The organism is Citrobacter sp. MGH100 (assembly GCF_001034465.1).
In the GTDB taxonomy this organism is placed as follows: Bacteria; Pseudomonadota; Gammaproteobacteria; order Enterobacterales; family Enterobacteriaceae; genus Citrobacter; species Citrobacter youngae.
In genome coordinates, this window is record NZ_KQ089800.1 from 1,351,442 (window position 1) to 1,375,850 (window position 24,409).

At 50.4% G+C, this 24,409-nt stretch carries 25 protein-coding genes and 1 pseudogene; 11 read left to right on the top strand and 15 right to left on the bottom strand.

Features of this window, described 5'->3' with window-relative positions; genetic code table 11:
* Positions 1 to 35: 35 nt before the first annotated feature.
* Entirely contained in the window at positions 36 to 929 is an 894-nt protein-coding gene (locus SK32_RS06435) for a LysR family transcriptional regulator (RefSeq protein WP_048211818.1), read from the bottom strand.
* 117 nt (positions 930 to 1,046) lie between these two features.
* Positions 1,047 to 1,226: a hypothetical protein gene (locus tag SK32_RS24465; RefSeq protein ID WP_075551381.1), complete on the bottom strand. Its 180-nt coding sequence runs from the start codon at positions 1,224 to 1,226 to the stop codon at positions 1,047 to 1,049.
* Positions 1,227 to 1,474: 248 nt separating this feature from the next.
* On the opposite strand from SK32_RS24465, the gene SK32_RS06440 reads away from it, so the two are divergent.
* Genes SK32_RS06440 through SK32_RS06455 form a run of 4 tightly spaced genes read left to right on the top strand, consistent with a single transcriptional unit; the run spans position 1,475 to position 4,586 of the window.
* The gene (locus tag SK32_RS06440; protein WP_048211819.1) at positions 1,475 to 2,308 is read left to right on the top strand and encodes an ABC transporter substrate-binding protein; all 834 of its coding nucleotides are present in this window, start codon (positions 1,475 to 1,477) and stop codon (positions 2,306 to 2,308) included.
* Between the two features lies 1 nt (position 2,309).
* Complete coding sequence (locus SK32_RS06445) at positions 2,310 to 3,128, top strand: amino acid ABC transporter ATP-binding protein (RefSeq protein ID WP_048211820.1); 819 nt, start codon at positions 2,310 to 2,312, stop codon at positions 3,126 to 3,128.
* A complete protein-coding gene (locus tag SK32_RS06450) occupies positions 3,128 to 3,919 on the top strand; it encodes an amino acid ABC transporter permease (RefSeq protein ID WP_048211821.1) in 792 nt (263 codons plus the stop codon). Before SK32_RS06445 ends, SK32_RS06450 begins: the two co-directional genes overlap by 1 nt.
* Positions 3,909 to 4,586, top strand: coding sequence for an ABC transporter permease subunit (locus SK32_RS06455; protein WP_048211822.1), 678 nt, complete (start codon positions 3,909 to 3,911; stop codon positions 4,584 to 4,586). The genes SK32_RS06450 and SK32_RS06455 overlap by 11 nt, the downstream gene beginning before the upstream one ends.
* A gap of 9 nt (positions 4,587 to 4,595) precedes the next feature.
* Here SK32_RS06455 and ydhT read toward each other — a convergent pair whose 3' ends face one another.
* From ydhT to ttrS, 9 genes are all read right to left on the bottom strand, one after another.
* Positions 4,596 to 5,408, bottom strand: coding sequence for a protein YdhT (gene ydhT / locus SK32_RS06460; RefSeq protein ID WP_048211823.1), 813 nt, complete (start codon positions 5,406 to 5,408; stop codon positions 4,596 to 4,598).
* Positions 5,409 to 5,411: 3 nt separating this feature from the next.
* Entirely contained in the window at positions 5,412 to 6,197 is a 786-nt protein-coding gene (gene phsC / locus SK32_RS06465; protein ID WP_048211824.1) for a thiosulfate reductase cytochrome B subunit, read from the bottom strand.
* Positions 6,194 to 6,862 carry a 4Fe-4S dicluster domain-containing protein gene (locus SK32_RS06470; protein WP_048211825.1) on the bottom strand — a complete coding sequence of 223 codons (669 nt, stop codon included), beginning with the start codon at positions 6,860 to 6,862 and terminating at the stop codon, positions 6,194 to 6,196. Before SK32_RS06470 ends, phsC begins: the two co-directional genes overlap by 4 nt.
* A 64-nt stretch (positions 6,863 to 6,926) precedes the next feature.
* Complete coding sequence (locus SK32_RS06475) at positions 6,927 to 7,595, bottom strand: YdhW family putative oxidoreductase system protein (RefSeq protein ID WP_048211826.1); 669 nt, start codon at positions 7,593 to 7,595, stop codon at positions 6,927 to 6,929.
* Positions 7,596 to 7,604: 9 nt separating this feature from the next.
* Positions 7,605 to 9,707 (bottom strand): aldehyde ferredoxin oxidoreductase, encoded by a 2,103-nt coding sequence (locus SK32_RS06480; protein ID WP_048211827.1) that lies wholly within the window; start codon positions 9,705 to 9,707, stop codon positions 7,605 to 7,607.
* Positions 9,708 to 9,827: 120 nt separating this feature from the next.
* Complete coding sequence (locus SK32_RS06485; protein WP_048211828.1) at positions 9,828 to 10,454, bottom strand: ferredoxin-like protein; 627 nt, start codon at positions 10,452 to 10,454, stop codon at positions 9,828 to 9,830.
* Positions 10,455 to 10,952: 498 nt separating this feature from the next.
* On the bottom strand, positions 10,953 to 11,162 hold the full coding sequence (fumD, locus tag SK32_RS06490; protein ID WP_040233753.1) for a fumarate hydratase FumD: 210 nt from the start codon (positions 11,160 to 11,162) through the stop codon (positions 10,953 to 10,955).
* Positions 11,163 to 11,254: 92 nt separating this feature from the next.
* On the bottom strand, positions 11,255 to 11,839 hold the full coding sequence (ttrR, locus tag SK32_RS06495) for a tetrathionate respiration response regulator TtrR (protein ID WP_048211829.1): 585 nt from the start codon (positions 11,837 to 11,839) through the stop codon (positions 11,255 to 11,257).
* Complete coding sequence (gene ttrS, locus SK32_RS06500; protein WP_086523840.1) at positions 11,814 to 13,547, bottom strand: tetrathionate respiration histidine kinase TtrS; 1,734 nt, start codon at positions 13,545 to 13,547, stop codon at positions 11,814 to 11,816. The genes ttrR and ttrS overlap by 26 nt, the downstream gene beginning before the upstream one ends.
* A gap of 227 nt (positions 13,548 to 13,774) precedes the next feature.
* Here ttrS and ttrB point away from each other — a divergent pair, with 227 nt between their 5' ends.
* The 7 genes from ttrB (at position 13,775) to SK32_RS06530 (ending at position 21,355) form a co-directional block, all read left to right on the top strand.
* The gene (gene ttrB / locus SK32_RS06505; RefSeq protein WP_005122827.1) at positions 13,775 to 14,509 is read left to right on the top strand and encodes a tetrathionate reductase subunit TtrB; all 735 of its coding nucleotides are present in this window, start codon (positions 13,775 to 13,777) and stop codon (positions 14,507 to 14,509) included.
* Positions 14,510 to 15,535, top strand: coding sequence for a tetrathionate reductase subunit TtrC (ttrC, locus tag SK32_RS06510; RefSeq protein WP_048211831.1), 1,026 nt, complete (start codon positions 14,510 to 14,512; stop codon positions 15,533 to 15,535).
* Positions 15,528 to 18,599: a tetrathionate reductase subunit TtrA gene (ttrA, locus tag SK32_RS06515; protein WP_048211832.1), complete on the top strand. Its 3,072-nt coding sequence runs from the start codon at positions 15,528 to 15,530 to the stop codon at positions 18,597 to 18,599. The genes ttrC and ttrA overlap by 8 nt, the downstream gene beginning before the upstream one ends.
* A 305-nt stretch (positions 18,600 to 18,904) precedes the next feature.
* On the top strand, positions 18,905 to 19,483 hold the full coding sequence (locus tag SK32_RS06520) for a hypothetical protein (protein WP_223236937.1): 579 nt from the start codon (positions 18,905 to 18,907) through the stop codon (positions 19,481 to 19,483).
* An 11-nt stretch (positions 19,484 to 19,494) separates the two neighbouring features.
* Complete coding sequence (locus tag SK32_RS24470; protein ID WP_231591566.1) at positions 19,495 to 20,454, top strand: PAAR domain-containing protein; 960 nt, start codon at positions 19,495 to 19,497, stop codon at positions 20,452 to 20,454.
* A gap of 104 nt (positions 20,455 to 20,558) precedes the next feature.
* The gene (locus tag SK32_RS26415) at positions 20,559 to 20,903 is read left to right on the top strand and encodes a hypothetical protein (RefSeq protein ID WP_053065224.1); all 345 of its coding nucleotides are present in this window, start codon (positions 20,559 to 20,561) and stop codon (positions 20,901 to 20,903) included.
* Positions 20,904 to 20,962: 59 nt separating this feature from the next.
* Positions 20,963 to 21,355, top strand: coding sequence for a hypothetical protein (locus SK32_RS06530; protein ID WP_048211833.1), 393 nt, complete (start codon positions 20,963 to 20,965; stop codon positions 21,353 to 21,355).
* A 65-nt stretch (positions 21,356 to 21,420) separates the two neighbouring features.
* Here the strand turns inward: SK32_RS06530 and SK32_RS26420 are convergent.
* From SK32_RS26420 to SK32_RS06545, 4 genes and pseudogenes are all read right to left on the bottom strand, one after another.
* A pseudogene (locus tag SK32_RS26420) lies at positions 21,421 to 21,529 on the bottom strand (hypothetical protein); the annotation flags it as partial.
* A 16-nt stretch (positions 21,530 to 21,545) separates the two neighbouring features.
* A complete protein-coding gene (locus SK32_RS06535; RefSeq protein ID WP_048211834.1) occupies positions 21,546 to 22,358 on the bottom strand; it encodes a MetQ/NlpA family ABC transporter substrate-binding protein in 813 nt (270 codons plus the stop codon).
* A 21-nt stretch (positions 22,359 to 22,379) separates the two neighbouring features.
* Entirely contained in the window at positions 22,380 to 23,048 is a 669-nt protein-coding gene (locus SK32_RS06540; protein WP_048211835.1) for a methionine ABC transporter permease, read from the bottom strand.
* Positions 23,041 to 24,063: a methionine ABC transporter ATP-binding protein gene (locus SK32_RS06545; protein ID WP_048211836.1), complete on the bottom strand. Its 1,023-nt coding sequence runs from the start codon at positions 24,061 to 24,063 to the stop codon at positions 23,041 to 23,043. The genes SK32_RS06540 and SK32_RS06545 overlap by 8 nt, the downstream gene beginning before the upstream one ends.
* Positions 24,064 to 24,409 lie beyond the last annotated feature (346 nt).

The following is a 24,409-nucleotide window of genomic DNA, read 5'->3' on the forward strand; positions in this document are numbered from 1 at the left end:
GCTCAATGCCGGTTTTTTTATAGTCAGCCTGCGCTTCACGCCGTATAACGCAACGCCTCAATCAGCTGTGCAAAGGCTGCGGTATGTTGTCTACGGCTGGGATAGTACAGGTAATAACCGGGAAAAGGTTCACACCAGTCTTCCAGCACTTTTTCCAGCGCTCCCTCTGCTACCGCCTGCTCGACGGTGTCTTCCGGTACAAATGCCAGGCCCATGCCCGAAATCGCCGCACTGATACGCGGTGGAAGATTGTTAAAAATAAGCTGCCCTTCTACCCGCACGCGGAGATCCTGCCCATTTTTGGCAAACTCCCAGGCATACAGCCCGCCCAGGGTCGGCATGCGCATATTGATACAGTTATGATTCTGTAAATCATGCGGGGTTTGCGGTTTGCCATGGCGGGCAAAATAGGCGGGGGATCCCACCACAACCATGCGCCAGTCGGGACCGATCCTGACAGCAACCATATCTTTGGCCACCTGCTCGCCAAGCCTGATACCGGCATCATAGCGTCCCGTCACGATATCCGTCAGGCTGTTGTCGATGGTCATTTCCACATTTACATCAGGATACGCCTGCAAAAACGGCTGTAGTGCAGGCCAGACGGTCGATTGCAACGCATGTTCCCCGAGCGTCAGACGGATATTCCCCGCCACGCGCTGGCGAATATCGGTTAATGCCAGTAGCTCCGACTCAATGTCATCGAAACGCGGACTGATACTGTTGATAAGCCGTTCTCCGGCTTCAGTTGGCGCGACGCTTCGCGTGGTACGGGTCAGCAATCTGACATCCAGTCGCTCCTCAAGCCCGCGAATGGCATGGCTTAATGCTGACTGCGAGACCCCTAACTTCGCTGCGGCGCGGGTAAAACTGCGTTCACGGGCAACGACAATGAGATAATAGAGATCGTTAAAATTATCACGCAGCATGCTTGTTCCCAATCCAGACCTGTTTCGATGTATGTTACAGATCAGAATTGAGATTCAGTAGTATTTCTGCTCATTTTGCACACTTCATTCCAGTACATTTCGCGCGTCAGGCGAAGTTCAGCGTGTTGTTTTATCACGGAACCACTCCGGATCAATGTTGGCGATATCCACCCCATACAGGCTGGCGACAGGAAGAACAGACTCCACAACACGCTGAAGATTTCGTTCCGCACCATGTTGTGGAGTCTGTGGATGTCGATTCTTTATACGCAACCAAAGATATTTAACCCCGTTCATCTTCTCCGCCTCCGCTGTCTGTTGGGCTCAACTTATTCCAGCGCAGAATGCGTAAAAAATGAAATGCGAATTTTTGCCAACGTTGTGCGCTATTTTGCATTTCAGTTTTTCATTATTTTCACCCGCAATTAACACCCTTTTCACTAATACCATTTTGTATATAGATAAGAATTTTTTCTTATTTGGTCACCGCCGCAAGTTATGGGAGCGTAAAAAGCACAAACCAAAACAACAGGGATTCAAAGAAAATGATGGCAACGACAATTCACAGCACAAAAAAAACATGGCTGGCACTCAGTGTCCTGCTGGCGTCAGGCATTGCCGCGTCATACGCTCAGGCCGATCAACTGGCCGATATCAAAGCCGCAGGCGTGGTAAAAATCGCCACCTTTGACGCCAATCCACCGTTCGGCTCTATTGATGCAAAAACACATAAAATTGTCGGCTACGACGTTGATTTCGCTGAAGCGCTGGCTAAATCACTTGGCGTTAAACTGGAACTGGTCGCCACCAATCCGGCTAACCGTATACCGTTATTGCAGTCCGGTAAGGCCGATTTAATCGTAGCGGATATCACGATTACACCTGAGCGTGCACAGGTTATCGATTTTTCCGCCCCTTACTTCGTTACCGGACAGCAATTCCTCGTTCCGGCAAAATCGCCGGATAAGCTTGATGACTACAGTAAGGCCCGTATCGGTGCGGTGAAAGGGACGACAGGTGAGCAGGCGTTGCATCAGCGTTTTCCACAATCACGTGTGCTGGCCTATGACGATATTCCGCTGGCATTAACCGCACTGCGTAATGGTAATGTCCAGGCGATCACCCAGGACAGCACCATTCTGGCAGGGTTGTTAGGCGGTGCGCCGGATAAAGCAGATTTCAAAATTTTGCCCGACCTGTTGAGCAAAGAAGAAATTGGTGTGGGTGTGAAAAAAGGTGAACCTGCGCTGTTGAAGGCCGTGAACGACGAGCTATTAAAGCTCGAGTCAACCGGGCAGGCAGCCAAAATTTATGATGTCTGGTTTGGTCCGCAAACCAAAAATCCACAGCCCCGCGCCTTCAAAATAGAAGCGAAGTAATATGCTCTCAGGCCTTTTTCATCGTCCCGCAGCTTCGGCTGCGGATTTTACGCATCTGCGCCAGGCGCGTGTTGAACTGCGTAATGTCATAAAACACTATGACAATCATACCGTGCTTAACGGCGTCAGCCTGTCGGTTGAACCGGGCGAAGTCGTCACCATTCTCGGGCCTTCTGGCTCAGGAAAGTCGACGCTTATTCGCCTGATAAACCAACTGGAGTCACTGAGCGGCGGCGATATTTTTATTGATGACAAACCAATCGGTCAGCTGCGCGGCCCCGCATTGCGTCAGCTTCGCAGCCGGATTGGTTTCGTGTTCCAGCAATTCAATCTCTACACCCACCTGACGGCACAGCAGAACATCACGCTGGCGCTGGAATATGTTCACGGTTGGAAAAAAGCGGATGCTGAGCAACGGGCACTTGCACTGCTGGAACAGGTAGGATTAGCTGAGAAAGCCGATGCGTATGCCGCCCAACTTTCCGGCGGGCAGCAACAACGTGTTGCTATCGCCCGCGCGCTGGCCTCCTCGCCGCAAATCATCCTGTTTGATGAACCCACCTCCGCGCTGGATCCAGAAATGATTGGCGAAGTGTTGCAGGTCATGAAGCGTCTGGCTCATAGCGGTATTACCATGATTGTCGTGACCCATGAAATGCATTTCGCCAGGGAGATTGCCGATCGTGTGGTGTTTATTGATGGCGGCGATATTCTCGAAGTCGCACCTCCTGAGGCGTTTTTCACTCGCCCTCAGCACCCCAGGACCCAACGTTTTCTGAAAAAAGTGCTCGACCCGTTACACCAGGAGTCATCGTTATAATGCATGCAATGGACTGGCAGGGGGTGCTGAGCGGGCAACCTCTGCAATGGATAATCTCTGGTTTTCTGACCACACTTTGGGTCACGCTAGCCGGCGTGGTACTCGCCACGGTGTTTGCCATCTTTCTGCTCAGCCTGCGCCTGACAGGACAGCGCTTTGCGACCACCATGGTCAGCGTGTGGGTCTCTGTTTTTCGCAATACTCCTTTACTCGTCCAACTGATGTTCTGGTACTTCGCTGCATGGAATCTCCTTCCTCGCGACGTGATTGTGATTACCTTCATTAATGCGGAACACTCCTGGTCCATTCTGCCGGGGGATGTCTGGTGGTTAACGCCGGAGTTTCTCTGCTCCGCATGGGGACTGGGTGTCTTTACCTCGGCCTTTCTGGTCGAAGAGGTCGCCTCCGGTTTACAGGCTGTTTCTGGCGGGCAGCGCGAGGCAGCCATAGCACAGGGGTTTTCGTCATGGGCGACGTTTCGTCACATCCTGCTCCCTCAGGGGCTGGCAAATGCCTGGCAGCCGATCGTGGGGCAATATCTTAATCTGATGAAGCTGTCTTCATTGGCCAGCGGCATTGGCTTTGCAGAACTGACATACCAGGTACGGCAAATTGAAAGCTATAACGCCCATGCGTTGGAAGCCTTTGCCGTCGGCACGGCACTCTACCTGCTGACCGGCATTGTACTGGGGATGTTGTTAACCCGTCTTGGCCCTGTGTCTGCAGCAGGTAAACCGTTGGCACGTAAAACACGCATATTCCGTTTCAGGAGCCTACTGCATGATCGCTAATATTTCGGTTATTACCGACAATCTGGACTACCTCCTGTGGGGGCGGGTCACAGAGGGGCAACCGGGGGGCGTTCTGCTCACGCTGTTGATGGCGATTGGCGCAGCGGCACTGGCGCTTCCCGCTGGGATCGCACTCGCCTGCTGTGCCTGGCGTTTTCCTGGGGCGATACGTAAGGGGCTGTTTATCTGGGCAGAGTTTATTCGTGGTATTCCGTTAATCTTCGTGATTTTCTGGATGTGGTATCTGTTGCCCATGCTCACAGGCAGTGATTTACCGGGAGCCATAACCGTCACGCTGGCATTGGCCTGGTTTACCGCCGCCTCGGTGATGCATTCTGTGTACGCAGGTATCACTGCGCTGCCAGACGGTCAGTATGATGCGGCCATCGTTCAGGGGTTTCGTCCGCTCCAGGCGCTCGGGTTAATTCTGTTGCCACAGGTTCTGCGCAACGTACTGCCCTCGCTAACGGGGATTTTTATCGGGCTACTCAAGGACACGTCGCTGGCATTTATCGTCAATGTGCCTGAACTCACGACGGTTGCGGGTCAGGTTAACAACCGGGTACAAATTTACCCGGCGGCCATTTTTGTCTTTACCGGACTGGTCTATTACCTGCTGTGCTTTAGCCTGGAGAAGATCACTCAGCGTCGGTTCGCGTTGAAATAGCAACACGGCTCAACATGCCACAAATTGATGGTCTTCGTTGAGCCGATACTTCACCCCTGCGCGAATGTTATTTTCACCCTCAATAGCCACCGCAAAGCGCATTCTCTTACCGTCGTGATAGGCAAGAGCCGCGCATCCGCCGGGGCCGAGAATTATTGAATCGACCACGCCAGTACTGGCAATAACAGTGTTTTCTCCGTTGGCCATGATCTGCACGTTGTCCGCGCAGTTGGCGATTTTCGACTCTGCGCCAAAACTGGCTATCTGGGTTAAATCACCGCTGCTGGCGATACGACTTCTGTCACCCAGCGAACTGATGCGCACCCGCATACCCGTGTTGGCCATTCGTGTACCGCCTCCCACACTACTGACTCGTGTGGAGTTTCCCGCGATGGCAATACGGCCACGCTCACCGGAGCTGGCAACATGAGCGTTATAACCCACGCAGCCAATACGTGCGCTGTAACCTGCACTGGCAATCTGCGCGGCGTACCCGGCGCTGACGATTTTAATGTTATCGCCCGCGCTACCGAGACTGTCGCCATCAGCCGCGCTCGCCAATTGTTTACCGTTGTCGTCTGCCGTCTGCGGACAGACAACACGGCCCATCGCACAGATATCCTGCTGGACAAAATTCTCTTCATCCTGCCATCTTGACCAGCCGTATTCCACGAGGCTATCTGCCCAGTCACTATACCCTTCCTGCTGGAGTGCACGGTGCACCTCCGCATAGCTGCCTCCTTCAGGAAACGCACGCAGAAACCAGCGATACATCACGGGCCCGACGCGCCAGGCCCGTAAGTCACCACGCGTAATCATCATCTCTTAATGCCGGTGATAGCCATCCACCATGCACTTAAAGGTTTCGCCCGGTGTGCGTCCTGTGGTGCAGAGATAAAGATGTCCAAAAATGAAAAACACGCTCACGACAGCCAGCGCAAAGTGCGCCTGCAGCAACCAGTAACGTACGCCAGGGAACAGATCGCCCACAGCCTGTGGGTACAGGGATAGCAACCCGGAGATCAGCAGTAGCGGCAGCAAACCGTACATCACGCCGACATACGCCGCCTGCTGTAACGGATTGAATTTCGAACGCGTTGATGCCGGGAATGGATGCGCTTCGCCCTGCATAATGCCAAACAGGTAAAATCGCGTCTGCCTCTGCGCCCGGCCGATCCAGCCCTGACGCTGAATAATATAGTGATGCCCGTTCCCCCCAATCAGGTTAATCAGGACAAAACCAATCCAGCAGGCAAGCAGCAAAAAGCCACAGACCTCATGCACAGTCAGCAGGCTTTTCATCACTGGGGCACTGACCGCAGTGAAATGATTTAGCAGGCCGCTGGCCAGCAGCAACAGAAATAACAGCGCATTCGACCAGTGCCACAAACGGACAGCTTTCGAGTATAAATAGACCTTATCTCCGTGTCCTGCAGACGCTTTATTCGCTGAACGAAAGCGCAACATTGCGTGGAGTGCCAGCACCAGCCACATCCCCACCAGCATTAACCCGGCGAAAACCAACCAGACAGGCCAGTAATCCGGCGAAAACATTGGGACGTACTGCGCAAGCTGTGCGTGAAACTGTTCGGCATTCTGCGACGCGTTCATACATTATCCTTTTTAATCAAATGTTGACCGAACCGACGATACAGATGGGGCTTCCCGGCGCCTGCAAGTTGATATTCGTAGTACTTGTTTTCCCGCAACCAGGTCTGAATTTCCGGGCTGTCCTCACGGCCAAAAATCAACGCGTGCTCTGGACAAGAATTGACGCAAATTGGCGGGAAACCTTTCGCCAGACGTGATTCGGCGCAGAAGTCGCATTTATCCGCCACTTTGGTTTGTGGGTTGAGATAGCGTACCTGATACGGACATGCGCCAATGCAGTAACTGCAGCCGATACAACGAGAGGTATCGACTCGCACAATCCCGTTTTCATCTCGCCAGGAAGCACCGGTCGGACACACCTCAATGCAGGGGGCATCGTCACAATGCTGACAGGACTGACGAAAATAGTGATACAGCGTTTCGTTATCGTTATCCGTTACCGGGATATGGGCTATTGATAAACGACTCCCCTGAACAGGAACATGATTCGTTTTCCTGCACGCTCGGGCGCAAATATTACATCCGTTGCACAATGATTCGTCGTGGATCATGACATAACGAACGTTTTTAGTACTCTTCGTACTCGCTAACAGGTTTTGGCCTGGGCCGGTGAAAAAAATCACCGTCCCCATGCCAATGACAAATTTTCGTCGGGTGAAGGACATCGGGTTATCCTCTAATGCTGTGACAGTGATCGTCCACACGTTCCATGACATCAACCTGAAAAATTCAGGGGTTCTGATACTGCTCAACCTCAAGCCATTCGCACAGGCCATACGCTTTGCCGTAACTCATAAAGCGCTCGCTAAACAGATAAGGTTCCGCATTCGACGATTCCACAGCACGTATGTCTGCATAATCAGGATGCGTTTCCATTGCCGTGAGCGCCGCCGTAACCTGCTCAGGTGCAAAGTGGTATGGCGGCTGCGCCAGCATGGCGACCTTATAGGGGCGAGGATACGTTTGGCAGTCAAAACGTACCGCTTCTGCAATGGCACGGCAGATATCATTTTCCACCACCTGCACACACATCTCGGCGTAGTTTGCCGTCATGGTTTGCGTCGAGTAGAAGTAGGTATCCTCTGCCCCCTGGATACAGAGAATATCTGCGTCGGATGCGTGCTGACACATCGCGTCCAGCAGCGTAGCCAGGTCACTTTCAGGAACCGAATAAGGTGGCAACAGAAACACGCTGCGTGCCACCGGTTGACCTGAAGCAGAATGCTGGCGGATAAAATCCGCCACTATCGACTCCGGACTGGTGGGTTCCTGAATTAATGACGAACTCTGGTGTGCGACAGGCTGGTGTAACGCGTGCAGCCACTGTCTCTTTTGGCTATCCACGTCATCACCATGCACATCCTCTGCAGCGGCCAGGTCGTTACTCACGTACGTCATCTGCGTTCCTTACGCCGGCAACAGATTGTGTGCAGCCAGGTCGGCAGCCACATCCTCAAGGCCGAGGCGGTGAAGGGTGTCGCGAGTTGGGCAGCCCAACGCCGGGTCCCAGCCCATTTCCTGATAGAACATCGTTAGCGACTGACGCATATCTTCCCGGTCCATCTTGTCGGTCCCTTCGGTAAAGACTGGGATCTTCGGATCTTTATCAAACACCCAGGAGCAGATCAGGTCGTGCTCATTACGCATATCCATGGTTTGCATCAACTTGACTGTATAAGCACGGTGCAGGGTAAAAATGCGCTCCGCGGCCAAATCCAGACTCGCCTGAGTTGTTTCATCCCCCGTTACGGCCTGGAAGAATTTCGCTTCCAGATCGAGGTCTCCACGATAGTTTCGACTCTTCAATGGCGAAACCGTCATTGGCCAGACCCAGTTACACAGCGTAACCGCATTGTGCAGACAGACTTTCAGCAACGTCCATTTGGCGTATTTGATTTTGGCGGCATTAATCGGGGTATAGTTTTTGGTTTCATCGTAGGCATCCTGTGAGCCAAACAGTTCGCCCGCTACTTCACGCTGTAGCGCCAGCGGTAAACCGGAGCCGATAAAGTTGATATGGGTATGCGTCATACAGTCGCGGTTGAACATACAGTTGGTGATCGCCCCCACCTGCGCCGAGGCTTCGTTCGCATGGTGAACAGGGAAACCAAACGGCGACCATAGTTTGTTCTTCGCGTAACCCCAGTACTCTTCGCCCAGATTCCAGCGTTCTGCAATCGCGTAGGAACCATCTGCCAGGTGGCTGAGTTCACCCACGCGATGCGCCAGTCGATAGTAGAAATCTTTGATAAAGTTCGGATCGCCTGCTTCCAGTTGATCCCAACGGATCTCTGCATACTCTGCCGCAGGTAACACTCGCTTAAAGACGCCTTTGGAGTAGCAGTAAGTAAAGTCACGGTGCAACTGCCCGTAGTTACACCAGATGCCATAATCGTCAAACAGGTTCAGGCCAACCAGGTTTCCTACGACGCGCCCATCGTCTTTATCGTCGAAATCTTTCGGCCCATTCGGGAAAATAGTGGTATGTACAAAGTTCGCCACGCAAGTATTTCCGCCGGTACTCGGCACACCAAAATCTTTCACACGGGGAACATTGAGTTGCGACATACAGCGAATTGGACATGAATGGCAGCCACTCATTTTGACGGTATACTTCTCAGCGGCCGGGCCGAGATCAAACACGGATTTATGGGTACGAAAACCGACCGTATTCTGGTTTCCCGGTGGAATTTCCCCCGTTTCGATTGGCCCTCCTTCCGCAGCGCCCCAGAACAACCCTTTGCGAGCCGTCCAGCGCGAATTAGGTGAAGAGTATTCAGCCCAGGCCTGCGGCGTGCTCGGCACAACATGGTTGTTGTTGGCGCCGATTAGCTCGGTCATCATGTAGTCATTAAGCCGCTTCATCTCTTTGCGATCGGCAATATTGACCCCCTGGGTCCCTTCTACCGCAATGGCCTTCAGGTTTTTCGACCCCATGACTGCACCAGTGCCGGCTCCGCCGCTGTGGTTACGGCTATTAATCATGCAGGAAAGCGGAACAAGGTTTTCACCCGCCTGACCAATAGCTGCAACGCACGTTTCCGGGCTGGTGATACGGCAAATTTCTTCAGTGGTTGCGCGCGTACCCTTACCCCATATGAAGTCCGCTTTTTCGATGCTGACCTTATCGTCTTTGATGTTGATCCAGACCGGAGAAGGTGATTTCCCTTCGATAATAATGGCGTCGTAACCCGCGAATTTCATTTGTGCGGCAAAGAAACCGCCCATATGGGCATCGACCACTAAATTGCCTTTGGTAAATGTCGATAATGAGGTGATATTAACGCGAGAACTGCAGGGCGCGCCCGAACCGGTTAGCGGCCCGGTCGCGAAAACCAGCTTATTTCCTTCATCAAAAGGTTTGGTGCCTGGCTGGACTTCGTCGTACATAATTTTATAGCCAAAGCCCATCCCACCGACAAATTTCTTAAATTTACTGGAATCTTCAACGGTGATATTACCCGTGGTGAGATTGACCCGTAAAATATTACCTGTCCAACCATTAGCCATCATGTTTTCCTTTGCAAGAAGGTCCGATAGATATACTCGCCACCTTTCAGGCAGTTCTTTTATTCAAAAACTGCAATTTTCCGGCATTAAATGACGCGTATCAGGCAGCCCTGCTATCCATCAAACAGTAATATCTTTCCACTCAATAATTTTTAATGCCCCTGTCGGACAAGCATTAGCGCATTCCCCGCATAAAACACATTTTGAGGATTTCTTCGTTACGGTATTAACGGTCGCCATCATCCATGGGCAGGCCGTGGTACAGGCACTGCAGCCAATACAGCGTTTATGATCTACGGCAATGCAACCGTCTTCCTGTTTCCAGGTAATTGCGCCAATCGGGCAGACTTTCATGCACTGGGGATCTTTACACTGACGGCAGGTGTCTGCGGTGTAGTTTAAATCGCCGTACAACCCGCCACCGGACCCAACGCCATCATCGCCAAAGAAGTAGTTACGATGAATTTTGATGCGGGAAAAGAAGGTGCCAACAGCGCCATCGTTATAATTAGTACAGGAAATTTCACAGCGGTGGCAGCCAGTACAGCGGGCTCGTTGAGTCACCAGCACCCCTTTCGGCGTATTGATAAGTCCGACGGTGCCGCTATCGATATCTTCCTGCTTGCAACCAAAAAGGGATAGCAGAGCGGGGGCAATCGTTAATCCTGCCAGACCCTTCCCTGATATACGCAGAAACTCAAGCCGCGTTAAACCACAATCTAAAAATGGACGATCAACCTGGTTCATTTATTTCGCATCCTCTTCGCAAACGCTGTAGTAGCAACAGATCCAGGCTAATTTTAATGAATGCAGATCAGGTCAAATCGGCCATAAATGTTGCCAACAACACGTGAATTTTTGCCCTAACCTGATCGCACAGATGACGGTGGTTAAACTGAATCAATCCATACCCTAAACTCGGGTATAATCCTTTAGGGTTAGGCAGATAAATAATGTGGTTATTCCCCCCCTGTAACCTTGATCGTTATCAATTAAAAATCGGAAGGAAAATAATTAATGTGGAGTGATATTTATTATCATTAAGCGAGATTGAAATAACATTTCATATGCATGAAAATATTTGGGAGTGCAATCACAAATATTGTGTTATATACCACTCGATATATAATCAAATATATAGCGCAATGCGTAATTTTAGTGACCGAACTAAATTATATTTATTGGAAGATAACGAAGAATAAAATAAGAGGACGGCAGAATAATTCTACCGCCCTCTTTTATGGATTAACCGGCCAACGCTTTAATCACCGTCTCCATGGCCTGTTTTTCTAACTCACTGCGCTTCACACGCTGATTGGCGAGGGTTGTTCTCAGTACGCCAGCAATGACGATATGCTTAGGCTCTTGCCCCAGATCGCGCATTTCCAGCACTACTTTACCGACTACTCTGCACATCTCGCGGTACAGCTCGTCGTCTTTGGTTTGATTTCCCATATTCACCCGCTCGTCATTAACTCAAACCCACAGCATATATCACTCTGGCAAATTAGACAAAATCCAATGAAAATCAAATAAATGTCAAAATTTTACTGGATCCGCTGAAGTCGATTTACCAGCTCGGCGAGGCTTCCGGCCCGCATTTTTTCCATCACCCGCGCCCGATGCACTTCAACCGTGCGAACGGCAATATTCATGGCATCGGCGATTTCCCGATTTATCAACCCCTTTGCAACCAGATTCGCCAGTTCTCGCTCCTTCGGGGTAAGTTGCTGATAGCAAGCAACGATTTCCTGTCGCGAAAAAGCCGCTACCGAGGCCTGCACAGCATTTTCCAGCGCAGCCTGTAGCGGCGCGGCTGAAACCGGCTTCTGTAAGAAATCGACGGCTCCGCGCTTCATTTGTTCAACCGCCATGGGCACATCACCATGCCCGGTAAGAAATACCACCGCCAGGGTGCTCTCGCGCTGACGCATTGCTTCATGCACGGCATGTCCATCCAGTACCGGCATGCGCATATCCAGCAGTAATACGCCGACCTGATGCAGATCGGCCTGAGCCAAAAATGTTTTACCCTGCTCCCAGCAGCGTACCTCATACCCCATACTTTCCAGTAAAAATGCACAGGCCTGAGTAACCGCTACATCGTCATCCAACAGATGAATTATTGCCACGACGCCCTCCTTCCTGTGTTTGCTTAAAATGTAATGTCACCGCTACGCCCGCCAGACCGTCAGACGCTGGGTGATTTTTGATGCTAATGTCGCCATTTGCATAGCGAACCAGTCGCTGACAAATGGCCAGCCCGAGTCCCATCCCTTCCTTGCGGGTGGTCATAAAGGGCTGGAATGCCTGATATAACTGCGCATCGTCGATCCCTCCGGCGTTATCCTGCACCAGGATACGCACACCATGCTCCTCACTGCACGCTGAGAACCACACCGTTTTTGCCCCCGCCTGGGCCGCGTTTAGTACCAGATTAGCCAGAACCTGCTCCAGCAAAACGGTCGGCAGTGTAACCGTGAGCGAATTATCGACCTGCGTTTGTAACGCTACCGTCGGGAATTGCTGTGCCATGCGTAATAACTGCCAGACATGATGGATCGCATCATGAATGTTAATGGGCTCCCAGTCGTCAGTCATCACCGGATTTCCCTGCGCCTGACTGACCCACTGACGTAAATTGCGTAGCGTATCGGCGCCCCGCTGCGCCTGCTCGTCAATCTGTTCAAGGGCGGGTAACAACGGATGCTGCTGATCCTGGCCGCGCAGACGAATCAGACAACCCTGTGCATAGTGGCGGATAGCCGAAAGCGGCTGGTTAAGTTCATGAGCGAATCCGGACGTCATCTCGCCCAGCACGCTCATTTGACGCGCGGTTTCCAGCGCCTGTTCCTGTTTACGCAACAGCACATTATTACGCTCAAGCAGTCTTCCACGTCGGCGGACCAGCAGCATGACCCAGATGTAATTCAGCGTCAGCAACAACAGGACGATACCCGCCGCCCCCATGGCCAGACGATGTTGAATAAACCAGCTTTTGACATCCAGCCACAATTGGCGCTGCTGTGGGTGCTGGCGGACATCGCGCAGCAAAGCTTCTACTTCGCGGGTTGAGGCCGGCGCGCCCCAACGAAAGACAGCGTTTTGTGGCGCGTTAAACAGTACCCGCGTGACACGATCGGCCAGTTCATCACTGACCGCGGGCAAGGCAGCAAACGACCAGTCAGGATAGAGCGGCGTGCTGGTTACGCAAGGAATTGACGTTGGATAGCTAATCACGGCCCTAAAGTCCGCTTTGCGGATTAGCCCTTCTTCATCCATTTTTTCCAGCAGACACACGGGCACAATCACCGCCTGAACCGCTTTTTCACGTAATAAATACAGCAAGGCATCGGCAGGAAAGCCGGTAAACGTCAGATGTAAATCACGTTCAGGGCGCAATCCCGCATCGCTGAGCGCTTTGTATCCCAGCAAATAACCGCCAAATGCCTGAGCATCAATGGCACCTACCGTTTTACCAATCAGATCATGTGCATTCACAATCCCACTGTCGCGCCTGACGAGGACCGCACTGCCAATCACGTTGCTGGTTGCCTTTCCGCCACGAGTGGAGCGTAATGATGCCAGCCAGCGAAGCGCTGCATGGCTGTTTAACTGCACGAATTGCGCCGGATTGGTGACCACAAACTGGACGGTTCCACGGTTAACCGCCTCCTGCATCTGCTGCAGATCCAGCGGTTGAATATGAAACTGTTCACCCGGAATTTGCTGATTTAACAGGGTTTCCAGCGGTTGCCAGTGGGCACGTGTAGAGACCTCGCCACGCATCGCCAAAATACCCACATTCCACGAACCTGCCCACGCCACGCTGCCGAGCATCCACACGGAGGCCAATAGCGTCAGACATCGAACGACGTTACATCCCACTGAATTATCCCTGTCAATTATGTTGTTTTAGATCAACAACAAGCCGGGTATGTGGTTAACCACAATAGAGCTGCCCCCACCACGATTTTTACACTGTAAATCATTGAGATTCTTTATTCATCACACGCAAATCAACGGCGTGACCAATGTTTCGTTGTTGCATCGTAACGGGAGAAAATATGGACAGCAGTAAACGGCAGTTTCTCCAGCAACTGGGCGTCCTGACCGCTGGCGCATCACTGGTTCCCCTCGCACAGGCCCAGTTTCCCTTTTCGCCTGAACGGCATGAAGGATCGCCCCAGCATCGCTACGGCATGCTGGTCGATCTGCGTCGATGTATCGGCTGCCAGGCCTGCACCGTGAGTTGCGCGATTGAAAACCAGACGCCGCAAGGTGAGTTTCGTACCAACGTTAATCAGTATCAGGTGCAACTTGAAGGCCAGCAAAGCGTCACCAACGTCCTGCTGCCGCGCCTGTGCAACCATTGTGATAACCCCCCTTGCGTGCCGGTGTGTCCGGTGCAGGCCACCTTCCAGCGCGAAGATGGCATTGTGGTTGTCGACAACACACGCTGTGTTGGCTGCGCCTACTGTGTGCAGGCCTGCCCATACGATGCACGGTTTATCAACCATGAAACGCAAACCGCCGATAAATGCACTTTTTGCGTTCATCGACTGGAAGCAGGCCTGCTCCCGGCCTGCGTAGAGTCGTGTGTTGGCGGCGCGCGCATCATCGGTGATATCAAGGATCCACACAGCCGGATTTCTCAAATGCTGCAACAACATCATGACGCCATCAAGGTCCTGAAACCGGAAAGTGGCACCTCGCCGCACGTGTTCTATCTGGGCCTGGATGAGGCCTTTGTGACACCATTAATGGGGCGTGCCCAGCCCGCGCTCTGGCAGGAGGTTTAAATGAACCCTACCTTGATTATCGAAGAGGTTCTGACGCATCCACAGGACGTAAGCTGGTTACCCTGGGCTGTGCAATATTTCTTTTTTATCGGCATTGCCGCCTGCGCCGCACTGTTTGCCTGTGCGCTTCACTGGCGCAAACAAGAGACGCCGGAACTGGAAAACCTGACGCTGTTAATCGCCCTGACCTGCGCGATTACCGCGCCGCTGGCGCTGACCGCTGATTTACACCAGACCGCTCGTGTCTGGCATTTCTACGCCTTTCCTACGCCATGGTCGTGGATGCCGTGGGGCGCGCTGTTTTTACCGCTGTTCACCGGGTTTTTAGGGCTGTGGTTTATCGCACAACAGGTTAAGCGATTAACCGCAAAAAGTTACAGCGTCACTAAATGGTTGGCCGTGGGAAGTGCGCTATCGGCGATTGGACTGTTGGTCTATACAGGTCGCGAGGTCTCGATTGTCGAGGCGCGTCCGATCTGGTTCAGCTACGCCTTCCCGGTAGCGATGTTCCTCAGTGCCCTGCAAACGTTCCTTGCCCTGCTTATCGCCACGGTGAAAAACGCAGGGACAACATTACCGCGCAAACTGGCATGGGGACAGATAGCCACGCTGTGCGCGCTGGCTATCGTGGTGGTGATATGGGCTAGTGGCAACACGCTATCGGGGTCAGCAATTCGCCAGTGGCTGGATGTGGCGGCTTCCGCGCGACATTACGCCATCGGCTGGATTGCACTTTGGGTTACCTCACTGGGCGTTTGCGCCCTGGTGTTACGCCATCCGTTATCACTGCCATTACGTATTTCGCTGGCAATAAGTGCAATGGCATTGTGCTGGCTAATGCGCTGGACATTACTCATTCAGGTACAGACCGTACCGAAATTTAACGCCCAGTTTAATCCCTATATCCTGCCCGGTGGCACAGATGGCTGGCTGGCTATTCTTGGCACTTTTGGCCTGTGGGTCGCACTGATCATTATGGTTCGTGAAGCCCTGAACGCGATCGCAAGGAGAATGCAACATGGCTAATTTAACTCGTCGTCAGTGGCTTAAAGTTGGTCTAGCCGTCGGGGGCATGGTGACCTTCGGCCTGAGTTATCGGGACGTGGCAAAGCGTGCGATTGATGGTTTGCTTGACGGAACATCAGGAAAAATAACCCGTGACCGTATCTTTGGTAATGCACTCATCCCCGAAGCACATGCCCAAACGCGCTGGCAACAGAACCCGCAACAGGTGATCTCCATGACGCAGTGTTTCGGCTGCTGGACGCAATGTGGCGTGCGTGTCCGTGTTGATAACGAACAAGGCAAAGTGTTGCGTATTGCGGGCAACCCGTACCATCCGCTATCTCACGAACACCACATTGACTCCTCTGTTCCCTTTGCCGCCGCGATGGAACAACTGGCGGGCGAAACCGGCCTTGATGCCCGCTCCACCGCTTGCGCTCGCGGTGCAACGTTACTTGAAGGCCTGTACAGCCCACTGCGTATTCTGGAGCCAATGAAACGCGTGGGTAAACGTGGGGAAGGCAAATGGCAGCGCATCAGCTTTGAGCAACTGATCAAAGAAGTGGTGGAAGGCGGCGATCTGTTTGGCGAAGGCCACGTTGACGGTCTGCGGGCGATCCACGATCCTGATACGCCGATTGATGCCCGACACCCCGGTTTCGGCCCAAAATCCAATCAGCTACTGGTCACCAATACCAGTGATGAAGGACGTGATACATTTTTGCGTCGCTTTGCCCTGAACAGTTTCGGCAGCAAAAACTTCGGTGCCCATGGCGCATACTGTGGTCTGGCCTATCGTGCCGGATCTGGCGCGTTGATGGGCGATCTTGATAAAAATACCCACGTAAAACCCGACTGGGATAATGTCGAATTTGCGTTGTTTATGGGGACGTCTCCAGCACAATCCGGCAACCCGTTTAAACGCCAGGCACGGCAACTCGCCAGTGCCCGTTTACGTGATGACTTCCGCTATGTTGTGGTTGCACCAGCCCTACCGCTAACGACAGTGCTTGCCGACGATCGTGGGCACTGGCAGCCCGTACGCCCAGGGACGGACTCCGCTCTGGCGATGGGGATGATCCGCTGGATAATTGAAAAGCAGCGCTATAACGCTGATTACCTGGCTATTCCAGACGTACAGGCCATGAAGCAGGCCGGGGAAAAAAGCTGGACCAACGCCACCCATCTGGTCATTACCGATGAAATTCCAACGCTCGCCGGTCAGCATTTAACGCTGGCGCATTTACGCGCAGACGCCGCCAACGAACCAACAGTCATTAACGAAGCCGGAGAGATCGTCGCCGCCAGCAGTTGCCAACGTGCCCAACTGTTCATCTCCCGTGAAGTCACGCTGGCCGGGGGGCAAACGGTCACGGTAAAAAGTGGCTTCCAGTGTCTGAAAGAATCCGCTGAGAAACTGTCAATGGCGCAATACAGCCAGCAGTGTGGTGTTTCTGAGGCAGACATTGGCGCGCTGGCCGATGCTTTCACCCGTCACGGACGAAAAGCAGCAGTGATCACGCACGGTGGGATGATGGCGGGTAACGGTTTTTATAATGCCTGGTCGGTAATGATGCTCAATGCGTTGATCGGGAACCTGAGCCTCGAAGGCGGCGTGTTCGTCGGCGGCGGTAAGTTCAACGGCGCAACTGACGGCCCGCGCTACAATATGGACAGTTTTGCCGGGAAGGTGAAACCTAAAGGTCTGAGCATCGCCCGCAGCAAGACAGCCTATGAATCTTCCGAAGAGTACCGCAACAAAGTCGCCGCCGGGCAATCGCCCTTCCCGGCCAAAGCGCCCTGGTATCCGTTTGTCGCAGGCCAGCTTACCGAATTGCTGGTTTCAGCACTGGAAGGTTATCCGTATCCGCTAAAGGCCTGGATCTCCAACATGACCAACCCGTTTTATGGGATTGCGGGCTTACGCGGTGTGGCAGAAGAAAAGCTAAAAGATCCTGCACGTTTGCCGCTGTTTATCGCGATTGATGCGTTCATGAACGAAACAACCGCGCTGGCGGATTACATCGTACCGGACACGCATAACTTTGAAAGCTGGGGATTCAGCGCCCCATGGGCCGGTGTCGCCAGTAAAGCCACCACCGCCCGCTGGCCCGTGGTCAGGCCAGCTACCCGCCAGACCGCTGACGGTCAACCAGTCTCAATGGAGGCTTTCTGCATCGCGGTGGCAAAACTCATTGGTCTCCCCGGCTTTGGTGACAATGCCATTGCCGACCCGCAGGGCAATCAGTATCCGCTCAACCGCGCCGAAGATTATTATCTGCGGCTGGCCGCCAACATTGCTTTTATGGGCAAAACGCCTGTGGCGGAGGCACGGGAAGAGGATATCGCGCTGACCGGGGTGCAACGAATCTTGCCGGTGATGACCCAAACGTTAAAAACCGATGAGGTGAGTCGCGTGGCGTTTATCTATTCGCGCGGTGGCCGTTTTGCGCCAGATAACAGTGGTCGGGTCGATAACCGCGTCGGCAATGCGTGGGAAAAACCGCTGCAAATATGGAATGCGGATGTCGCTGCACACCGTCATGCGATTACCGGCGAGCGCTACAGCGGCTGTCCGGCGTGGTATCCTTCGCGCCTCTCTGATGGACGTGCGGTTGAGGAGTTGTTCCCGGAACAAGAGTGGCCGTTGAAACTGATTTCCTTTAAATCGAATACCATGTCCAGCGCGTCGGCCGTGATCCCGCGCCTGCATCATCTGAAGCCGGTTAATCTGGTGGCGCTTAACCCGCAGGACGGCAAGCGCTATGGTTTATCTCACGGCGATACCGTTCGCATCACCACGCCGGGCGGGCAGGTTGAAGCGCAAATCAGCTTACTGCAGGGCGTGATGCCTGGGGTAATCGCAATTGAGCATGGCTATGGACATAAAGAGATGGGCGCTGCGCAGCATACGCTCGACGGTGAGCCGATGCCATTTGATAAAAAGATAAAGTCGGGAATCAATATCAACGATCTGGGCTTTGCGGATCCGACACGAAAGGTTGCCAACACCTGGCTGGATTGGGTTTCAGGAGCCGCTGTGCGTCAGGGGTTGCCAGCGAGAATTGAGCGTATAAATCGTTAATCATGTTAATAAAAGCATCGGAAAAAAATTATAACGCATTCATAAATAAAATTTAATTAAATTAATTATTGAAAGCCTGAATTATTCAAAAAAAGATTCAGGCTTTTTTATGTTTTATGCTACAGGAATCACATAATTGATATAAAAATTAGTTTTTCATTGTTCTTTTAACCGATGAGTAAGTTTCTGAAATGTATTTCTATCAAAGCAATAGAGAAGTTTGTCAGTACATAAGCGAGCATGAATTATGGGTTTTAGGTCGGATCACTGGAATACATAATAAGACTACACATAAGAATGAAAAGATGTTAGAGCCGTTATGGCGAAAATACGATAAGAATATTGAAGGCATTTCTATATTTTATTCAAAAATGGACGCGGCATTTTATTCAACATATTTAGCACAGAGGTTTAATGAAAAATGGGATGTATATCCATTAGATGATTTCAATATTAAAGAAATGATGATGAATAATCAGCAGATTAAAAAAACCGACGATTATTATTTGTTATTACATGCCGGATTGTGGGCTAATAAAGAGCATGAAATTATTAGTTCAAATTATCATTTAGCTCAAGTAACAATCCCAGCCAAATATAACCCTGGAATTATAACTGAGGATAGCGAACATCCAATATTACAAATTCCTCAAAAGATAACAGATGAGTTTTGTAAAATATGGAGAAAAAGATTTCCTGATTTCATAAATCATACTAAATCACTGTGTAGTTATGATATTGATTATTTGAAAGAACAAAGTTTAATTGCATACAATAGAATAAAACTAAAGGAGTCCAGTAGAATAGATGATTGTGTTTATATGGCAACCTGGGAAAACTCATGGATTTTTTGTAACCCAGAGAATTTAAATTTAATAAAATAAGGAGTACGCAAATGGGACGCGCATATTTTTTAATCGTTGGCGATAAAACAACGTGTGGAGGAACTATTGTTACTGGTTGTGCAAATCATATTATTAATGGGCAACCAACCGCTTGTGAAGGTGATCACTATATATGTGGCTCAGATAAACAACTTTACCAAATAGTGGGGGGACAACCTGGTTACTTTATTCATGGCAGAAGTGCTGCCGGAACTGCGCATAGTGTTGGAACATGCTTGTGTAGATGTCGATTTATTAACTCGTATATTTATGCGTCATACGATTACGAAAGCAAAATTGTCTCCGCTCCTCAACCAGTAACCAGAGTAGCGTCTGTAGCGCCACAGAACGCACCACCCCCGCTAACTATGAGACCGGGGCCATCCTGTCCAGTAGAAGAAGATGAAGATGAAGATGAACCGTCACGCGAACCTGTAGATGCTGGATTTTGCGTATTACCTTACGGGGCCACACCATCATCATATGAACCTTATATTTTTATTAATCCGCCAGAGGGAACGCGCGAACTATATAAAAAATTAAATCCAGACATGAAGAAAAAACCGGGTTCAATTTTAATTATTGCAGATCCAGAAAAACAGGATGCAGATCAAATCAAACATATCGAGAAAGCCAGAGATAAAATTGATAATGCGCTGGAACCATTAACATTAGATGAAGCAAGGTTTTTGTATCAAAACAGACATGCAATAGACATGTTTACTTCATATGGTTCTGACTATGGTGGTATTCTTAGTGATATGTCAGAAAAATATTTTGGTGAAATTGAAAGTACGTTAAAGCAAATTCAGGATGCATATAAAAATCAATATGCAACGCGTGGTATGTTAATTGGCGAGCAATTTTTTGTAGAACGTATGCGATTATTCAAAAAGCTGGATGGGATATTTTTAAAAATATTTAGAGAGCATATTGGTCTTGCTCAGTATGATGATATAAAAAAGCACTGAGATTGTCGTCATCGTCTATTATTCATAAATGGAATCAGACCGGGGTTGACGATATTGAAGGTTACGCAACTTATATAGAAAAATCAGCAAAACTGGTAAAGTTGATGAAAACATTCAATAAAGTTGGTATTGTCTTGTCAGCATTGAATGGTGCTAATTCTATTTATGATGCCTGTACAATTGGTAGAGATTGTGAAAAAACGGCTTACACTGAAATTGGTAAATTTACTGGCGGGTTAGCTGCTCCGGTAGCATTTAACTTTGCCATTAAACGAACATCGACAGCCGTCTGTTCAATTGTACTGGCTGCTATAAGTGCTACAGAGGGAGGCGTGGGAGCTTTAGCTTGCCAAATTGTTGTACCAGCAATAACATCATTTGGAGTTGGTAAGGCTGGCGAAGAAGGAGGGACATTTATAGGTGAATCAATATATAACACTACTAATTAATACCCAATCAGAAGCAATTAATTAGCTTCCTCTGCCATGGTTAAATAATAAGGAAGTATATGACTAACAATGGATTAATCATATTAATTTTAACTGGAATAGTTGTTTTCAGTGTCATAATCATGTATATATTAATGTTTATTGGCAATAAGAATTTTTATGTAATATGTGGTTTATATAAGAAAGAATTTGGCGAATTGCCATTTAACACCATACTATTTTATAAATCATCACCATTTTTTTTAACTGGTTATAATATAAAAACGAATTTTATCACAAGCCCCTTGATACTCAATAAAAAGGCCTTAGATAGTTCCAACCCTTGCGATGTGAAGTTTATAAAATCATTACCGAAAAAATTAACAAGAATTTATGTGATAACTCATTATTTTAATATATCCGTAGCAATTTCATTTATTGCATTGGTGATAATGGCATACTTGAATAAATAAAGGGACTCCATCAGAGTCCCTTTATAGTTTTTATTTCAATGCCCCATATATCTGATCAACTATCCAGCCATATGGTTAACCGGATCGATAGACATCAGCGTTCCGGTCCATCTGGTATGAACTGGTCAACACACCAATCGTTGACATCATCAATGTGTTACCGTTCATACGCCACTCAGCAAAAAGCGGATCAGTTATTAACCGGGATCACCGCGCCTTTATATTTGGTACGGATCCAGTCCTGGATCTCTTTGGAGTGCAGCACATCAACCAGCGCCACGATATCCTTTTTCTTCTCGTCACCGCGATGCACGGTAATGATATTGGCATACGGGTTGTTTTCACCGCTTTCTACGGCAATCGGATCTTTCACTGGATCCAGTCCGGCGTCGATTGCGTAGTTGGCGTTAATCACCACCGCATCCCCTTCTTCATTGTTATACATCTGCGGTAACAGCGCCGCTTCCACGTTAGGTAAGAACTTCAACTTTTTCGGGTTCTCTACGATGTCGCTAATGCGCGCCGTCACTTTATCCACACCCGGCTTCAGCTTGATCACGCCCTCTTTTTCAAAAATCGACAGAATACGACCTTCTTCAGATACCGCATCACGCATGATCACCTTGCCACCTTCCGGCAGATCCTTCAGTGACTTCACCTTTTTCGAATAGATACCAATCGGCTCAATATGAATCGCCCCTGCGCTGACGAAATCATAGGATTTGTCGCCAGCATGATCTTTAATCACGCTATTCAGGTACGGGATATGCTGGAAGTAGTTAGCGTCAATCTCACGACCCGCCAGCGCGGTGTTCGGCAGAATGTAGTCCTGGAATGGTTTAATCTCCAGGTCTATCCCTTGCTTCGCCAGTATAGGCTTAGCCTGCTCGAGGATCTCTGCATGCGGCACGTTGGACGCGCCAACGGTCAGCGTATCTGCCCACGAGGCAAAGCTCAGGGCGCTTAAGGTTGCAGCTGCGAGTAATGTCAGTGATTTTTTCATGATGATGGTTTCCGTATTTTATTAGCGTTTATCTAACAGAGAGGTGATCACATCGCCGCAAAGCTGAATGATGAAGACGATGAGCAGAATCGTTACCGTCGCCACCAGCGTGACGTCGCTGTGGTTGCGCTGGAATCCTTCCAGATAAGCCAGGTTCCCTAAACCACCGGCACCAATCACCCCCGCCATCGCGCTGTAGCTAACCAGTGCAATCAGCGTCACGGTGATCCCGGACACCAGAGCGGGTGAGGATTCCGGCAGTAAAACCCGAAAAACAAGCGTCGTCAGACGTGCGCCCATCGAGCGCGTCGCTTCAATAACGCCTTTATCGACTTCACGCAGGGCGATTTCGACCAGGCGTGCGTAAAAAGGTGCAGCCCCCACAATCAACGCGGGCAACGCGGCATTGGCGCCGAGAATGGTGCCAACGATCGTTTTGGTAAACGGTATTAGCAATACGATCAGAATGATGAACGGGATCGAGCGGAAAATATTGACCACCAGCGAGATCGCGCTATACAAGGCGCGGTTCTGGAATAGTCCACCGCGAGCGGTCAGGAATAGCGCCAGCCCGAGTGCAATCCCAAGGACAAACGTTGCCGCGCCAGAAAGTGCCGTCATATAGAGAGTTTCCTGGGTCGCTGCCAGCAGTTGGTCCCACTTCAGATGGGGAAACAGATCTTCAGGCATGTTGAATCACCTCGCCTTCAATGTCGCTCTGGCGCAGGTCGGCCAAAATATTGTTCAATTGTTCCTCAGAGGCCACAACGTGCACCCAGAGCTGACCAAACACACCGTGCGCGGTTTGCGTCATCTTGCCGTGCAAAATGTTAAACGGCAGGCCATAGCGTAAGGTCAATTCGCCAACCACTGGCCGATGCGTACGTTGCCCGGTAAACGTAAGCCTGATCACCACGCCGCCAAGTTCGCTGGCCAGCTGCGGGTTGAATTCGTCTTCCTCGGCATATTGACTCACCTGACGAACGAACTGTCGGGTGATCGGTTGCTGTGGATGGGTAAAGACAGTAAGTACATCGCCCTCTTCAACCACCCTGCCGTTTTCCATTACCGCGACGCGATCGCAGATCTTGCGTACCACGTGCATTTCATGGGTGATCAGCACGATGGTTAATTTGAAGCGACGGTTAATATCGAGCAGTAACTCCAGAATCTGATCGGTAGTTTGCGGATCCAGGGCTGACGTAGCCTCGTCACAGAGCAGTACATCAGGATTATTCGCCAGCGCGCGGGCGATCCCTACGCGCTGCTTTTGGCCGCCACTGAGCTGCGATGGATACGCATTTTCGCGACCGCTCAGACCGACAAGGGTAATCAGCTCGGCCACTCGCGCCTTAATCATCGCTTTCGGCGCACCGGCAATTTGCATAGAGAAAGCGATATTTTCACTGACGGTGCGTGACCACAGTAAATTAAAGTGCTGAAACACCATGCTGATTTTCAACCGTGCCTGACGCAACGATTCCCCGCGGGCGGCGGAAATATCCTGGCCGTTAATCGTCACGCTACCGGAGGACGGTTTTTCCAGACCATTGAGCAAACGTATTAAGGTGCTTTTTCCCGCCCCGCTGTAACCAATGATCCCGTAAATCTGCCCCTGCTCAACCGTCAGGTTGACATCATCGACAGCGGTAATAGAAAGCCTGCCTGGCGTAAACACTTTCGAAATATTTTTCAGGACAATCATGTCGTTTGGGTATCCGCTGCTGCTTATTGTTATCCTGCTAGTGCTTTTGGCTGTTTAGCAGTATGGATGTCCAAATGAGTGTAATCAGCGAGATTGACTTTTAAAATGAATTAAAAAGAATTTGATATAACTTTTAGAAATATGAAGACATTCGAGCCGGGATGACAGGATAACCCTCATCTGAGAGGACAAATGCAGGTTGTTGCGCAACAAACCTCGACGGTGGATAACCTCTTTATCCATACCTATGAACAAATTAGTGAATATTTCTTGTGAAACTGCACAGAACTCTTTTGAAACGCTGTTTCCATTTTCCTTTTTGATAATTTTCAGCGTATAATGCGCG

Bases quoted from the DNA above. Each gene is read 5' to 3' on its own strand.
- SK32_RS06435 (WP_048211818.1), bottom strand. From the start codon at position 929: ATGCTGCGTGATAATTTTAACGATCTCTATTATCTCATTGTCGTTGCC.
- SK32_RS24465 (WP_075551381.1), bottom strand. From the start codon at position 1,226: ATGAACGGGGTTAAATATCTTTGGTTGCGTATAAAGAATCGACATCCA.
- SK32_RS06440 (WP_048211819.1), top strand. From the start codon at position 1,475: ATGATGGCAACGACAATTCACAGCACAAAAAAAACATGGCTGGCACTC.
- SK32_RS06445 (WP_048211820.1), top strand. From the start codon at position 2,310: ATGCTCTCAGGCCTTTTTCATCGTCCCGCAGCTTCGGCTGCGGATTTT.
- SK32_RS06450 (WP_048211821.1), top strand. From the start codon at position 3,128: ATGCATGCAATGGACTGGCAGGGGGTGCTGAGCGGGCAACCTCTGCAA.
- SK32_RS06455 (WP_048211822.1), top strand. From the start codon at position 3,909: ATGATCGCTAATATTTCGGTTATTACCGACAATCTGGACTACCTCCTG.
- ydhT (WP_048211823.1), bottom strand. From the start codon at position 5,408: ATGATGATTACGCGTGGTGACTTACGGGCCTGGCGCGTCGGGCCCGTG.
- phsC (WP_048211824.1), bottom strand. From the start codon at position 6,197: ATGAACGCGTCGCAGAATGCCGAACAGTTTCACGCACAGCTTGCGCAG.
- SK32_RS06470 (WP_048211825.1), bottom strand. From the start codon at position 6,862: ATGTCCTTCACCCGACGAAAATTTGTCATTGGCATGGGGACGGTGATT.
- SK32_RS06475 (WP_048211826.1), bottom strand. From the start codon at position 7,595: ATGACGTACGTGAGTAACGACCTGGCCGCTGCAGAGGATGTGCATGGT.
- SK32_RS06480 (WP_048211827.1), bottom strand. From the start codon at position 9,707: ATGGCTAATGGTTGGACAGGTAATATTTTACGGGTCAATCTCACCACG.
- SK32_RS06485 (WP_048211828.1), bottom strand. From the start codon at position 10,454: ATGAACCAGGTTGATCGTCCATTTTTAGATTGTGGTTTAACGCGGCTT.
- fumD (WP_040233753.1), bottom strand. From the start codon at position 11,162: ATGGGAAATCAAACCAAAGACGACGAGCTGTACCGCGAGATGTGCAGA.
- ttrS (WP_086523840.1), bottom strand. From the start codon at position 13,547: ATGCTCGGCAGCGTGGCGTGGGCAGGTTCGTGGAATGTGGGTATTTTG.
- ttrB (WP_005122827.1), top strand. From the start codon at position 13,775: ATGGACAGCAGTAAACGGCAGTTTCTCCAGCAACTGGGCGTCCTGACC.
- ttrC (WP_048211831.1), top strand. From the start codon at position 14,510: ATGAACCCTACCTTGATTATCGAAGAGGTTCTGACGCATCCACAGGAC.
- ttrA (WP_048211832.1), top strand. From the start codon at position 15,528: ATGGCTAATTTAACTCGTCGTCAGTGGCTTAAAGTTGGTCTAGCCGTC.
- SK32_RS06520 (WP_223236937.1), top strand. From the start codon at position 18,905: ATGTTAGAGCCGTTATGGCGAAAATACGATAAGAATATTGAAGGCATT.
- SK32_RS24470 (WP_231591566.1), top strand. From the start codon at position 19,495: ATGGGACGCGCATATTTTTTAATCGTTGGCGATAAAACAACGTGTGGA.
- SK32_RS26415 (WP_053065224.1), top strand. From the start codon at position 20,559: ATGAAAACATTCAATAAAGTTGGTATTGTCTTGTCAGCATTGAATGGT.
- SK32_RS06530 (WP_048211833.1), top strand. From the start codon at position 20,963: ATGACTAACAATGGATTAATCATATTAATTTTAACTGGAATAGTTGTT.
- SK32_RS06535 (WP_048211834.1), bottom strand. From the start codon at position 22,358: ATGAAAAAATCACTGACATTACTCGCAGCTGCAACCTTAAGCGCCCTG.
- SK32_RS06540 (WP_048211835.1), bottom strand. From the start codon at position 23,048: ATGCCTGAAGATCTGTTTCCCCATCTGAAGTGGGACCAACTGCTGGCA.
- SK32_RS06545 (WP_048211836.1), bottom strand. From the start codon at position 24,063: ATGATTGTCCTGAAAAATATTTCGAAAGTGTTTACGCCAGGCAGGCTT.